Source organism: Caulobacter endophyticus, from assembly GCF_029543245.1.
GTDB classification, from domain to species: Bacteria; Pseudomonadota; Alphaproteobacteria; order Caulobacterales; family Caulobacteraceae; genus Caulobacter; species Caulobacter endophyticus_A.
The window spans coordinates 1-13,407 of the sequence record NZ_JARQWV010000028.1 but is presented as its reverse complement, the minus strand read 5'-3'; the positions used below and the strand labels follow the sequence as shown (position 1 = coordinate 13,407).

The 13,407-nt window shown below is 67.6% G+C and carries 11 protein-coding genes; 3 read left to right on the top strand and 8 right to left on the bottom strand.

Going from position 1 to position 13,407, the window contains the following annotated elements:
- Positions 1-73: 73 nt before the first annotated feature.
- Complete coding sequence (locus P7A99_RS21600; RefSeq protein WP_277795804.1) at positions 74-988, top strand: hypothetical protein; 915 nt, start codon at positions 74-76, stop codon at positions 986-988.
- Between the two features lie 181 nt (positions 989-1,169).
- Here P7A99_RS21600 and P7A99_RS21595 read toward each other — a convergent pair whose 3' ends face one another.
- Complete coding sequence (locus tag P7A99_RS21595) at positions 1,170-4,121, bottom strand: M16 family metallopeptidase (RefSeq protein WP_277795803.1); 2,952 nt, start codon at positions 4,119-4,121, stop codon at positions 1,170-1,172.
- 219 nt (positions 4,122-4,340) lie between these two features.
- Here P7A99_RS21595 and P7A99_RS21590 point away from each other — a divergent pair, with 219 nt between their 5' ends.
- The gene (locus tag P7A99_RS21590) at positions 4,341-5,573 is read left to right on the top strand and encodes a serine hydrolase domain-containing protein (RefSeq protein ID WP_277795802.1); all 1,233 of its coding nucleotides are present in this window, start codon (positions 4,341-4,343) and stop codon (positions 5,571-5,573) included.
- Positions 5,574-5,585: 12 nt separating this feature from the next.
- Here the strand turns inward: P7A99_RS21590 and P7A99_RS21585 are convergent, their stop codons facing one another.
- From P7A99_RS21585 to hfaA, 5 genes are all read right to left on the bottom strand, one after another.
- Positions 5,586-6,917 carry a hypothetical protein gene (locus P7A99_RS21585; RefSeq protein WP_277795801.1) on the bottom strand — a complete coding sequence of 444 codons (1,332 nt, stop codon included), beginning with the start codon at positions 6,915-6,917 and terminating at the stop codon, positions 5,586-5,588.
- Positions 6,918-6,999: 82 nt separating this feature from the next.
- Complete coding sequence (locus P7A99_RS21580) at positions 7,000-8,364, bottom strand: hypothetical protein (protein ID WP_277795800.1); 1,365 nt, start codon at positions 8,362-8,364, stop codon at positions 7,000-7,002.
- A gap of 255 nt (positions 8,365-8,619) precedes the next feature.
- Positions 8,620-9,849, bottom strand: a complete 1,230-nt coding sequence (hfaD, locus tag P7A99_RS21575) for a holdfast anchor protein HfaD (protein WP_277795799.1) — start codon at positions 9,847-9,849, stop codon at positions 8,620-8,622.
- A complete protein-coding gene (gene hfaB / locus P7A99_RS21570; protein WP_277795798.1) occupies positions 9,776-10,780 on the bottom strand; it encodes a holdfast anchoring protein HfaB in 1,005 nt (334 codons plus the stop codon). Before hfaB ends, hfaD begins: the two co-directional genes overlap by 74 nt.
- Positions 10,770-11,234 (bottom strand): holdfast anchoring protein HfaA, encoded by a 465-nt coding sequence (gene hfaA, locus P7A99_RS21565; protein ID WP_277795797.1) that lies wholly within the window; start codon positions 11,232-11,234, stop codon positions 10,770-10,772. Before hfaA ends, hfaB begins: the two co-directional genes overlap by 11 nt.
- A 205-nt stretch (positions 11,235-11,439) precedes the next feature.
- On the opposite strand from hfaA, the gene P7A99_RS21560 reads away from it, so the two are divergent.
- The gene (locus P7A99_RS21560) at positions 11,440-11,871 is read left to right on the top strand and encodes a CBS domain-containing protein (protein WP_165261725.1); all 432 of its coding nucleotides are present in this window, start codon (positions 11,440-11,442) and stop codon (positions 11,869-11,871) included.
- A gap of 123 nt (positions 11,872-11,994) precedes the next feature.
- Here P7A99_RS21560 and P7A99_RS21555 read toward each other — a convergent pair whose 3' ends face one another.
- Together P7A99_RS21555 and P7A99_RS21550 are read right to left on the bottom strand one after the other, a co-directional pair.
- Positions 11,995-12,423 (bottom strand): RrF2 family transcriptional regulator, encoded by a 429-nt coding sequence (locus P7A99_RS21555; RefSeq protein ID WP_165261727.1) that lies wholly within the window; start codon positions 12,421-12,423, stop codon positions 11,995-11,997.
- A 169-nt stretch (positions 12,424-12,592) separates the two neighbouring features.
- Positions 12,593-12,844, bottom strand: coding sequence for a hypothetical protein (locus P7A99_RS21550; protein ID WP_277795796.1), 252 nt, complete (start codon positions 12,842-12,844; stop codon positions 12,593-12,595).
- Positions 12,845-13,407: the final 563 nt, after the last annotated feature.

Here is a 13,407-nt window from a genome sequence, read left to right as displayed (position 1 = left end):
CGCGACGGGGTCCATGGCGCGCTTCTTGCTGGAGAACCGGCCGGAAGACGTCGCTGTGTGAAGGGGAGACGCCATGACGGCGCCGAAACTGACCGTGTCCAAGCTGTGGATCGCCATTGGGGCGGGCCTGGCCGGACTCTTCGTGGGCGGCGTCGCCTACGCCCAATGCAACAGCGGCTGCACGCCCACGCCTCCGACCTGCTGCGCGCCTCCGCCCGCGCCCCCGCGCCCGCCCAAGCCTCCGACCGGCTGCGACAACGGCTGCGGCGGCGGTGGCGGCCACTGGGGTGGTGGCGGCGGCAAGACCAACGTCAACGTGAACGTCAATGTGAACGCCAACGCCAGCGCCAACGCCTCGGTGCGCGCCGGATCGAACGCCTCGGCCGGCGCGACCGTCTATTACGGCGGCGGCGCGCACGGCGGCTACTATTCGGGCCCGCAGCCCACCGGCTACATCCAGGGCCTCAACGTGATCGGCGGTGAAGCCGCGCGCCGCACGGCCTACGAGGCCACCCGCACCCGCTTCAAGCGCGTGGTCGTTCGCGCCGTCTGCCTGGACGACAAGGACATCCCGCACCCGGCCTCGCAGGTTACGCCCGACCGCGAGATCGACGACCTGTATGACGGCGAGCTCTATCGCTGCATCGCCGGTAGCCGGATGCAGTACGTGATCGGCGAATATACCGGCCTGATCGACGCCAGCACCGGCGGCCAGACCTATATCTGCGCCAAGAACGAGGCCCTCTATCACGTCCCCGGCGTGCGCGGCGGCCAAGGCGGCGAGGGCGGGACGCTGGTCTGCCGTCCGCAGCGCCCCGCCCGCGACTGCAACGAGCGCTCGCTGCTGCGCCGCTACGGCGCCGGCGTGAAGATCCTGTCGATCATGACCACCGAGACCTACACCGCCTATCGCGAGGAGACCGTGCGCGAGTCCAGCTCGAGCATGAGCCTCAGCCTCGATGGCGGCGTCGGCGGCGTCGTCTACTAGGACGCTTTCCCCCTTCTCCCCTTGCGGGAGAAGGTGTCGGCGAAAGCCGACGGATGAGGGGTCTCTCAAACATGAAACGCCGCGAAAGCTGATCGGCTTTCGCGGCGTTTTCGTACGTGCGACCCCTCACCCGACCTCGCTCCGCGAGGCCACCCTCTCCCGCAAGGGGAGAGGGAACCTCCTACTTCTCCGGCTTGACCTCGAAGGTCCAGCTCTTGTCGTCGGCCAGGAAGGTGCGGGCGGCCTTCTGGACGTCGGCGGCGGTGACGCGTTGCAGGCCGGCGATCACCGAGCGGGTGGCGTCGAGCAGGCGCGGGTCGGTCTGGGCGCCTGAGAGGGCCCCCAGCCAGTACTCGTTGGTCTCGCGCGCCTTTTCCAGCTGGTCGATGCGCGGCAGCTTGGCCCGCTCCAACTCGTCGGCGGTGACCGGCTTGTCGCGCAGGTCGGCGGCGATCTGGCGGACGCTGGCGATCACCTGGTCGATCTTCTCGGGCGGAACCTCGACCGACAGGCCGATATAGCCCCAGCCGGGGAAGGTGGCGTTGTGGGTGGCCGAGACCGAGGGCGAGTAGGTGGCGCCCTGCTTCTCGCGCAGTTCGTCGGTCAGACGCAGCTGCATCACCGAGGCCAGGACCTGGGTGTTGCGCGAGCGTTGCAGGTCGCTGAACAGGTCGTCGGTCTTCCAGGCCATGAACAGCAGCCCCTGGTCGGCGCGGCCCTTGTGGTGGCGCACCACCGGAACCTTGGACGGCGCGGGGAAGGCGATCTTGGCCGCATCGGCCGGCGCCGCGCCGCCGGTGCGGACGGGCAGGGCGCCGAAGGTCTCGCCGACCGCGGCGATCGCCTTCTCCACCGTGGTGTCGCCGACCACGACGATCTCGATCTGGCCGGTCGACAGCGGGCCGCCCACGGCCGCCTTCAGCTGGTCGATCGAGCCGTCGGCGATCTCCTTGCGGTCGGGGAAGGCGAAGCGTTCGTCGTCGGGGTGCATCAGCCCGGCCAGGTCGCGGCCGACCACGCCGCCGCTGGTGCGCTCCAGCTGGTCGTGGATCGTGCCGTAATAGGTCTTCACGCGGTTGAAGGCCTCGGGCCGCCAGGCGGCGTCCGATGCATAGGCGGTCAGCACCTGCAGCTCGGTGGCCAGGTCCTCGGGGCGCGTGCGGCCGTTGAGCACGAAGGCGTCGTCCTCGACGCCCAGGCCGGCGTTCCACACCTTGCCGGTCAGCACCTGCTCCATGTCCTGGGCGGTGATCTGCTTGAGGCCGCCCTCGATCATCGACGAGGCCGACCACAGCGGGCTCTGGCCGGTCTTGGACAGGTCGAGCAGGCCGTTGCCGATGCGGGCCTTCACCAGGATCTGGTCGTCGCGGAACTTGGTCGGCTTGACGGTCAGGCGCACGCCGTTCTCGAAGCGCACGAAGACGGCGTCCAGGTCGTTGACGTCCTTCTGCTCGACCACCTTGCCGGTGGAGCCGAACACCGCATAGGGCCAGTTGGTGGCGGCGGGCGCGGCCGGCGGGGTGACTGGGGTCTTGCCGGATTCCTGGTAGGCGGTGGTGACCGCCGTCTCGCCGCCGTCGATGGCGGTGGGCGTGGGCAGCACGATCAGCGGCCCCTGGCCGGCGAACAGCGACTTCACCGCCGCCGAGACCGTGTCGGCCTTGAGGTCCTTGGTGATGGCCTCGAAGGCGGCCAGGTTCTGCGACGGGCTGGTCGGCACCTCGCGGTCGCCCAGCGTGCCGACGATCTGGCCGGCCAGGGCGGGCGTGCGCTGGGTGGCCTCGCCGGCGGCGGCGGCCACATAGGCGGCGCGCATGGCGGCGATCTCGCGGTCCAGCTCGTCCTGGCGCACGCCGAACTGCATCAGCCGGCGCTGTTCCTGGTCGAGCACTTGCAGGGCGGTCTTCCAGCCGCCCGGCTTCACCTGGGCGAACAGGCCGTTGATCTGGGCGGCGTGATACTGGTCGTTGCGCAGGGCGCCGGCCGAGATGAACGGCGGCTCGGCGCTGCGGGTCAGGGCGCGCAGGCGCCGGTTCAGCACCGCCATGCCCAGTGACTGCAGCATGTATTCGCGGTCGGACGCCTTGCTCTCGATGCGCAGGTCGGGCGACTGCACCCAGCCCAGCTGGACAGACTCGCCCGAGCCCGGCTCGACGATGACCTTGGCGGTCAGGCCGCGCTGGGCGATGGCGCCCAGTTCGGGACGCTTGCCCGGCTCGCCCTGGCCCTTCCAGTCGGCGAAGCGGGCCTTGATCTTGGCCTCCATGGCATCGACGTCGAAGTCGCCGACGGCCACGAACACCGCGTTCTCGGGACGGTACCAGGCCTGGTAGAAGTCGCGGATGCGCTGGGCCGGGGCGGTGGAAATCACCTCGGTCGTACCGATGGGCAGACGCGAGGGCGGACGCTGGCCCTCCAGGTTGAAGGCGAAGCCCTGCTTGAAGACGCGATAGCCGGGGCTGTCGCGGGTGCGTTCTTCCGACAGCACCACGCCGCGCTCGCGGTCGACGGCGGCGGGGTCGATGGTCAGCTCGCCCGCCGCCTCGCGCAGCAGCATCATGGCGTCGTCGACCGTGCCGTCGTCGGTCTTGGGCAGGTCGAGGGTGTAGGTCGTCTCGTCGAAGCTGGTCGAGGCGTTGGTGTCGGCCCCGAAGGCCAGGCCCCGGCGCTCGAGGATCTTGACCATCTCGCCTTCGGGCACGTTCTTCGACCCGTTGAAGGCCATGTGCTCGAGGAAGTGGGCCAGGCCCTGCTGGTCGTCGGCCTCCATCAGCGAGCCGGCGTCGAACCACAGGCGCAGCGCGCCCTGGCCGGGCGGGGTGGCGTTCTTGCGGATGGCGTAGCGCATGCCGTTGGGCAGCACCCCGAAACGGATGGCCGGATCGACGGCGACGTCCGAGATCTCGTGCGGCCACTGGCCGGGCTTGAGATCCGAGAACTGGGGTCCCGAGGTCTTGGCCGGCGCCTGGGCCGGCGGCGCCTTGGGCGCGGCCACACCGGGCGCGTTGGGGGCGCTGGCGCTGGTCGCGGCGTCCTTCTTGCCGGAACCGGGCAGGACCGAGGGCAGGGTGGAGCAGGCGGTGAGCGCCAGGCCGGCGGAAACGACGAGCGCCAGGCGCGAGACAGAGATCATGGAGACCGTTCGATTACCGGAAGTGTCGGGGCGGCAGCTAAGCCTTCGCGCGTGGCGCAAGCAAGGCCGCGCGGCGGCGAAGTCGGCGTTACGCGCTTCAGAATTGCAACATCCGCGCCTGGCCTGTGGGAAACTCGGCGGGCCGCCTTGCGCAAGGGCGATCGGCCGCCCACTCCCTAAGGGGCCGGAAGGTCGTCCGGCGGCGAGGGAGTGCGTCACATGCGTCTTTGGCTTGCGGGCGTCGCCGCCCTGGCGGTTCTGTCGGGTTCCCCGGCCCTGGCCCAGGCGCGTCCCGCCCACGCCGCGATCGCCCAGGCTCCGGACGCTGCGGTTTCGGCTCGCATCGACGCCGTGCTCGACCGCGCCATCGCCGACCAGCGCCTGGTCGGGGCGGTGGTGCTGGTCGCCCGCGACGGCAAGCTCGTCTATCACCGCGCCGCGGGCCTGGCCGACCGCGAGGCCAAGGCCCCGATGCGCGAGAACACGGTCTTCCGCCTGGCCTCGGTGACCAAGCCCTTCGTCAGCGCGGCGATCATGCGGCTGGCCGAAGAGGGCAAGCTGTCGCTGGCCGATCCGGTGACCAAGTGGCTGCCCGACTTCAAGCCGGCCCTGGCCGACGGCTCCACGCCGGTGATCACCCTGGGCCAGCTGCTCAGCCACACCGCCGGCCTGACCTATGGCCTCGCCGAGAAGGCCGACCATCCCTATCACCGGCTGGGCGTCTCGGACGGCCTCGACATCTCGGGCCTGACGCTGGACGAGGACGTCGCCCGCATCGGCAAGGGCCCGCTGGCTTTCGCCCCGGGCTCGGCCTGGCGCTACTCCCTGGCCATCGACGTGCTGGGGCTGGTGGCCGAAAAGGCCGACGGCCATTCGCTGCCGCAGGTGGTGGCGCGCACCGTAACCGGTCCGCTGGGCCTGAAGGACGCCGGCTTCCAGGCGACCGACCCGGCCCGCCTGGCCACGCCCTACGCCAACGCCGCGCCCGCCCCGACGCGGATCACCGACAACCAGGATGTCTCGCTGGGCGCCACCGCCGTGCGCATGGCCCCCAGCCGCGCCGTCGATCCGACGGCCTTCCCCTCGGGCGGGGCGGGCATGGTCGGCACGGCCGGCGACGTGATGGCCCTGCTGGAAGCGGTGCGCACCGGCGGCGGCCCGATCCTGTCGGCCGCCAGCGTCGAGGCGATGACCACCGATCAGGCCGGGATCAAGGCCGCCACCCAAGGCCCCGGCTGGGGCTTCGGCTACGGCTGGGCGGTGCTCGACGATCCGGCGATCGCCAAGACCCCGCAAGGCGCCGGAACCCTGGCCTGGGGCGGGGTCTACGGCCACAACTGGTTCGTCGATCCCAAGGCCAAGCTGACCGTGGTGCTGCTGACCAACACCGCCTTCGAAGGCATGAACGGCCAGGTGACGCGCGAACTGCGCGACGCGGTCTACGGGCGCTAGGAAGCAGTCGGCCTAGATCGGCCGGATCACGATCAGCGAGTTGTAGAGGTACTCGTTGTCGCCGGTTTCGGGATCCTTGTGCTTGCCCGACAGGAAGTCGTAGGTGACCACCATCTCGTGACGGGCGGCTCGGGCGGTCAGCTGGGTGGTGGTGTGCTTGCCCTCGCTGGAGCGGTAGAAGGCCTCGGCGCTTCCCATCAGGCCGGCGACCGCGTTCAGCGAGTTGTCGCCGACGAAGGGGATGTCGAACATGCAGGCGAAGTTGTCGACTTCCCGCCGGGTGCCGGGCTCGTAGAGCCTGGCGATCAGGGCGTAGCCGATGCCGTGGAACTGCGAGTCGCTCTGAAAGCGGAACGCGGTGCCGTTGTACCACGAGCCGAGCGGGACGTTTCCGGGCCCCACGCGCTTGGTGCGGGCCGGAATGCGCTTGGCCGACAGGTTGTGCGCGGCGCCCTCGTAGATGTAGCCGAAGTCGAACTCGAGATCCTTGTCCGTCAGATTGTAGACGTAGACGTTCTGATAGGACTGGTGCAGCACGAACTCTAGGATGACGAAGATCAGGGCGATCACCAGCAGCCCCACCAGGGTGTAGGCCAGGGCCGCGCCGGTGATCGCCGAGAACACGCCGCCGGCGATCAGTTCGCCGCTCGCCGCCTGGGCGGCCACCAGGGCCGCGCCGATCTCGGCCCCGCCGATGAGCTCGCCGACGAAGGCCGCGGCGAAGGCGTAGGCGACCTGGACCGCGCCCGACAGCGCCGTCCACAGCACGGTGAAGAGCCCGGTGCTGATCCCGGCCCAGACCTCGGTGAAGGCCGCGATGCCCGCCGCGCTGGCCACGGCGGCGATCGCCGCGCCGATCCCCTCGGCCCCGAGCACGAACAGGCCAAGGTTGATCAGGGCGTTGTTTCCGCCCGGCGCCAGGAAGTGCAGGGGGATGCTCATGTTCACGAAGTAGCGCTTGCCGTCGATGACCAGGAAGGTGTCGCCGCGCGAGACGTCGTACTTGCGCGCGATCTCGTCGATCTCGGCCTCGCTGCGCACCTCCGTGAACCGCACCGAGCCGATGATGTCGGCGTTGCTGAGCGAGACGCGGTGGTCGACCCCGCCGATCCTGTGCTGCCATTCCCATTGGCTGGCGCCGTCGCCCTGGCGGACCTCGCGCAGGTCGCTGAACTTTGTGCGCGAGAACGCCTGCAGGAACTGTCCCTGCCGGAACATGACCTGCGCGGCCTGCTGGGTGAGGCCCGACGACAGCGGACCCGAACGCATGGCCCCCACGATCCCGTCGTCGGCGAAGGAGGAGTCGATGGCGGTGACCTTGATCTGGCTTTTCAGCGCCGACATGCGCGGCTCTCCGGGCAAGAGGAAACGGCGCCCGCGCACGTGGCGCGGGCGTGTTGCGGCTTTCGAGGCAGGAGGCCGCCGGTCAGGCGGTCTTGTCGCGGATCACCACGAGCGAGGAATAGAGGTAGAGGTCCTGCCCGGTTTCCGGGTCCTTGTGCTTGCCGGTGAGGTAGTCGTAGGTGACGATGATCTCGTGATGATCGTCGTGGGCCGAGAACTGGGTCTTCCGGTTCACGCCGTCGTTCTTCTTGAAATAGGCCTCGTAATCCTTGACCTCTTCGGTGGTGGCCGCCAGCGAGTTTTCGCCCGAGAACGGGATCTCGAACATGCAGGTGAAGGTCTTGACTATCTCGGTCTTGCCCTTGGGGTGGAAGTTCAGCTTGACCACGTAACCCAGGCCGTGGAAGTCCGAACCGCTCTGGAAGCGGAAGGCCGAGCCGTTGTACCAGTTGCCGAGCGGGGTCTTGTTCGGACCGTACTTAACTTCCTTGCCCTTGATCGTGTCGTTCTGGGCGTTGGCGATCTCGCCCTTGTCCTTGTAGGGCAGGGTATAGCTGATGTCGTAGTCGGTCAGATTGTAGATGTAGGTGTTCTGGTAGCTGCGATGGAGCACGTACTCCAGAAACAGCAGCGAGCCGACCAGCAGCACCGCGCCGGCGAAGGCGTAGCCGATGCGGCGAGCGGTGATCTTGGCGACGGACTTGCTCCAGGCCTTGCCGGCCGCTTCGGTCGCGGCCTCCAGCGTCGCCGAGAGGCCGACCTCCAGGATGATGCCCCCGACAATGGTCGACAGGAACCGGTAGATGCCGGTGACGATGCCGCGCAGCACGCCCCAGATCACCTTGAACAGGGCCGAGCTCAGCTCCTTGAAGGCGTCCTTGAACGCGTCCATGCCGAACGCCTTGATGGCCGCGGCGACCGCCCCGCCCAGCGCGGAGTCGCCAAGGATGAACAGGCCCGCCTGCATCCACAGGCTCGACTTGTCGCCGTTGCCGAAGTGCAGCGGCACCGCCATGTTGACGTGATACTTCTTGCCGTCGATCTCGAGATAGGTCTGCTCGACCTTGATGTCGTATTCCTTGGCCAGTGCTTCGGCTTCGGCCTGGCTGATTTCCTTCAGGTCGACGGTGCCGAGGATCTCCGACTTCTGCAGGTAAAAACTGTACTCGTTGCCGTCGATGGTCTGAATGGCCGACCAGACGGTGTCGCCGTTGTCGAGTTCGACTTCCTGCAGGTCGTGGAACTGGGTCTTGGAGACGACCCGGGTGAACTTGCCCTGGCGGTAGTTGCCCAGATTGATCTCGGTCGTCGTGTTGTCGTTGACCGGGCGGCCCGTGGCCATCGGCGAAACCACATCCGAGGACAGTGCGCTGCTGATGCCGGTCATGCGGATGTTGGCGTCGGCGTCTGTGGTGTCTTCCACGAGCAGGGCTTGGTCGAGGGGCATCGGGACCTCCGTGTTGCAAAGTTGGGCGAGGCGGCCAGAGCGCCGACCGGGCATGCACGCCAGGGGTGCAGCCTCAAAATTGCAACATGTAGTTCAGGTGCGAGCAAGTGCGATCTTGGGTTGTTTTTTCACATACCCAAGGCGGCTTTCATGCGTCCACGGGAGGCGCGCGGCCTTGCCGCCCGCCGGCGAACGCGCCGGGGCGGGGCTTGGGGCGAGCGATGCGCGGGCGTGATGCGGCCTCGTCGGCCGGCGTCAGTTCGAGCGGACGTAGAAGGCCGCGTCGTTGCCGACGGCGCGGGCGCTGCTGGTGATCGAGCGGGCCGAGCCGGTGACGGTGGTGGTGGCGCGCGAGGAGACGTCGGCGTTGTTGGTCTGGGTGTTGCTCGTGGTCATCGAGCCGCCGCAGGTTCCGCACACATAACCGCCGACCGAGTTGCCGGCCGCGCTGGCGCGGGCGCCGATGTCGTAGCCGTCGTGCCCCTCGGCGCTGGCGATCACCTCGACCCCGCCGCCGTCGTTGGTCTGGACGTTGTCGAGCACCAGGGCCGCGCCCGTGTTGCTGACGACCGCCGCGTTGCCCACCCCGTAGGCGCTGCTGTTCGCCGCCCCGAACTGGTACGACGTGGTCTCGGCCTGCGAGCGCACATAGGCGGTGTTGTACTGGTGATTGGCCACGTCGAGCAGCGGGCCGACATTGGTGGCGTTGAGGTTGTTGCCCGTCGCCGAGGTCGAGGTCTCGGTCAGGTAGGCGTTACCGTAGGCGGCGAACTTGCTGGCCTGCACCAGGTCGGAGGTGTTGCCCTGGTCGGTGATGACCCGGGCGGCCGACTGGTTGGCGCCGTCGATGTCGATGTGGTTGCCCGCCGCTGTGCCGGCCACGGTCGAGGTTCCGCTGACGTACTGCACGATCGCGCCGCCGTCGGCCATGACGTCGCCCGAGTTGGCCTGGCTGATCCGCGCCCCGGCCGCGCCGTTCTGCAGCCACAGCCCCTGGGTGTTGCCGGTGGCCTGGGTGTCCATGGCGATGTCGCCGGCCCGGGCGGTCTCGCCCTCGACCTGGCCGCGGGCGGTGACCGCGCCGCTGTTGGTCTGCACCATGAAGCCGCGATAGGTCGCCTCTTCCGCGCCCGCATTGCCGAAATTGCCGGCCGCCTGGGTGGCGACGGTGCTGGAGGCGCCCATCGAGCCCGACGCATTGACCACGGTGCGGCCATAGACCGAGCCCTGGTTCACCTGGTTTGAGGTGGCGTCGACGTCCACGCGCGAGCCTGCGATGCCGACGTTGTTGCCGGTGGCCGAGGTGGACGCAGCCACGCCCTCCTGAACGGTGACGACGTTCAGGGTCTGCTCGCTGAAGATCTCGCCCAGGTTCAGCTGGTCGTTGAGAACCTGGCCCTGGGCGAAGGCGCTAGTAGCGGCCGCGACGCACAGAGGGATCGCTGCGATCGTTCCAGCGAGACGGATCTTCGCGGGTCTGCGCATTGTTGCTTCCCAGGTTGTTGTAGGCGGGCGTGAAAGCGCCCGTGACGCCGACGGTGTCGGCCCCGAAGGGGTCGGACTGCAGGCAGCTTTGCGGACCCGGCATGCCGTAGAGGTTGGCGCTCATCTCGACGACCGAACGCTCGATCAGCGAGCGCACGGCCAGTTGCACCGGCTCCAGCGCGCCCTTGCCGGCCGACAGGTCGAACAGGTTGTTGTTGGCGAAGGCGAAGATGCCGGCGCTGACTTCGCGGCCGATCACCTGCTTCTGGTAGGAGATGACGTCTTCCACCACCAGGGTGCGGCTGTTGATCAGGCGCAGGTCCATGGCGATGTTCATCACGAACACGCGGCGCTTGAAGTTGGCCTTCAGCCCGTCGGTGTCGAGGTCGCCGCCGTAGAGGTCAGCGCCCGCCGAGTGGATGTTGTAGTTCAGCTCGGTGACGCCGCCGACGAGATAGAAGTCCGAGCCCGCGACCTGGCCGGCGACGATCTTGCGATAGTCGGCCGGGGCGTCCGGCGTCAGGGCCGGGCGGTCGGAGATCAGCTTGTTGTTGGCGTACTTCAGCTCCAGTTCGGAAACCGAGGTGTCGAAGCGCTCGACCATCGGCATGCCGGCCTTGGCGAAGGCGGTCATCGCCATCAGCGAGGCGCCTTGCGTGACCTTGCGGCCCGAGCCGTCGGACTCTTCCTTGCCGGTGTAGTCGGCGATGCGGCCCACGGCGATGCGCGGAGCGGCGACGCGGTTCTGCCGGGCGTAGCTGGCCAGGCAGTTCAGCGCCGTCGAATAGGGGGTCGGGTTGGCCGTGACCGGCGCCGTGCCGATGGGGCGGGCATAGTTGCCCGCGTCCAGGCGCTTGGGCATGCCGCCGCCGCAGGCGCTGAGCGCCGTGCAGGCCGCGGCCACCATCAGGATGACGCGCTTAGTTGCCATTGGAGACACCGCCGTTGGTCGAAGCGCCGGCGCTGACATTGCCGTTGTTGACCTGGTTGGAGTTGACGATCACCGTGTTGTTGTTGCCCTGGGTGATGACCGTCAGGTTGTTGCCGATCGCGGTCGAGCCGGCGAAACCGCCCAGGCTGCCCACGCCCGAATAGCTGTCCAGCGAGCCCGACGAGCTGCGGCTGGAATAGACGCTCTGGTCGCTGCCGGTCAGCATGACGCCGTCGACGATGACGCGATTGCCGTTGGCGTCGCGGGTCGAATAGTCGACGACGTGGTTTTCCTGGCCCGCGACGCGGCCGTAGCCGGCGTTGAACGAGGCGGAGTTGCTGTTCATGGTCTGGGCCATGGCCGGGGCGGCGGCGTTCAGGATCAGCACGCCGGTGAGGGCGGCGACCGCGCCGAGGGCCCGAACCTGGGGCTTGTTGTTCTTCTTTGAGGCCATGACGGGCTCCGCGACTGTCTGTCCGGGGCTTGCAAGCAACCCCCGTGCCAAAACCGGACACGTCACCATAGGCGGTAAGGTATCCAGAATTGGTTAAACGCGGCGGGGGCGGCGCATTGGGCGGGGCGCGGCGCGTTCGCCATTGATCCCGACGCGGGTTTGCGAGACCTTTGTTCTGCAAAGAGCGATCAGGGAGGATTGCGTTTTGTTGGTGTCTCAGATCCTGAAGACCAAGGGCGACCTCGTATTCACCGCCTCGCCCCAGGAAACCGTCGGCGCGGCCGCGGCGCTTCTGCACAGCCGCAAGGTCGGCGCCATGGTGGTGCTGGAGGCCGACGAGTCCATCGCCGGCATATTGTCGGAACGCGACATCGTACGGCAGATCGCCAAGGAGGGCGCGAGCGCGCTCGCCAAGCCGATCTCGGCCTGCATGACGCGCGACGTCATCTTCGCCCAGCCCGATGAGAGCGTCGATGATTTGCTGGCCAAGATGACCGACCGCCGCATCCGCCACCTGCCGGTGGCCAAGGGCGGGCGCCTCGTCGGCATCATCTCGATCGGCGACCTGGTGAAGTACAAGATCCAGGAAGCCCAGGCCGAGGCCGACGGCTTGAAGGCCTATATCGCCGCCGGCTGACGGCGGGATCTTTGCGAAGAGAGAAGGCGCTCCCTATGGAGAGCGTGGAAGCAGGCTCGTCCTCGTCGAGGGCGGGCCTTTCTCATGAGCGCTCTTCTATATGCACGGATGCGCGGGCGAGGCTCAGCCGATCAGCTCGGCGCCCTGGCCGGCGACCGCGTCGGCCAGGCTGTAGCCCTCGAGCACGGCGGCCGTGGCGTCGCGGGCCCGCAGCAGGGCCTCGCGCAGGGCGCAGGTGGCTAGGTCGCTGCAGTCCTCGCAGCGGCGGAAGGCGGTGCGGCTGACGCAGGGGGCCAGGGCCAGGGGGCCGTCGACCAGGCGGATGATCTCGGCGAAGCTGATCTCTTCGGCTGGGCGGGCCAGCAGATAGCCGCCGAACTTGCCGCGCCGGCTGGTCACCAGCTTGTGGCGGGCCAGGCCCAGCAAGATGGCTTCGAGGAACTTGCGGGGAGCATCGGCGCGCAGGGCCAGTTCGCCGGCCGTGACCTGCTCTTCCGCGCGGGCCAGTTCGACCATGGCGCGCAGGGCGTAGCGGGCTTTCTGGGACAACATCGGCGGCGTCTCTCCTTATAGAGCGCTCTATGGAGGCTGCATGGCGGGGTGTGCAAGCGGTTCCGCTTGATGGGGCCTGGGGCGTATCCTGGCGATTCCATGCACAGATCCGCTCACAGCTAACCGGCGGGGCGGTGCGAAATTGGGTTGCGGCCGGGCAGGGGGCTGTCTAGAAGCCGCACCTCGCCGCGGGGGACACGCTTCGCTGCTCGGAAATGAAGGTTTCGACTTGCATTTCCAGCGCCGGATCGCTAAGTTCCGCGGCCTCAATCGACTCGGGCAGCTGGATTGCCGACGACCTCTGGTCTTCGGGAAGGGCTGCTTTTGTTGCCTTCGGAAGGGCTTCGGTTCTTTCGGAAGTTTCTGAAAAGAGTTGGTTGACGAGGTTGGGATGCTTCAATAGAAGCGCCGCCTCGTTCATCGGGATCGAAGAGTTCGCAAGAATTCGGAAGTGCTGATGAAGAAGTCGAGCAGAACTTTCTTAGAAAGAATTGCTTGACAGGGCCTGGTGGTTTCTTTAGAAGCTGCCGGCTCGCTGGTCCGGGGATTTCCCTGGTTCGGCATCGGGTCGAAAAGTTTTGAAAAAAACGATTTGACACGGAATTCGAGGTTAGCTAGATAGCCGCCTCCGCCGACACCGGGCGCTAAACGGTGGGGCCGCTCCCCGGTTACGGAGGCGGCTCGGAGCTTCGGCTCTGGTCTTTGACATTGTTGATTTGGAAAGAGAAACGCAGGCGGCGGCGCTCTGGCGGACGGCTCTACGGAGCTGTTCAGTAGACGCTGACGAATGCGGTCTCTTGAAGACACCATTTATACGGTGGCTGAGCTTTCGGGCTTGGTCATTGTGTGATGGGAACTCGTCAAGAAACTATGCAAACCAGATACGCGATCGGGGTTTTCCCCTCGGTCAAATAGCTGGAGTCAATGTCAACTCAACCTGAGAGTTTGATCCTGGCTCAGAGCGAACGCTGGCGGCAGGCCTAA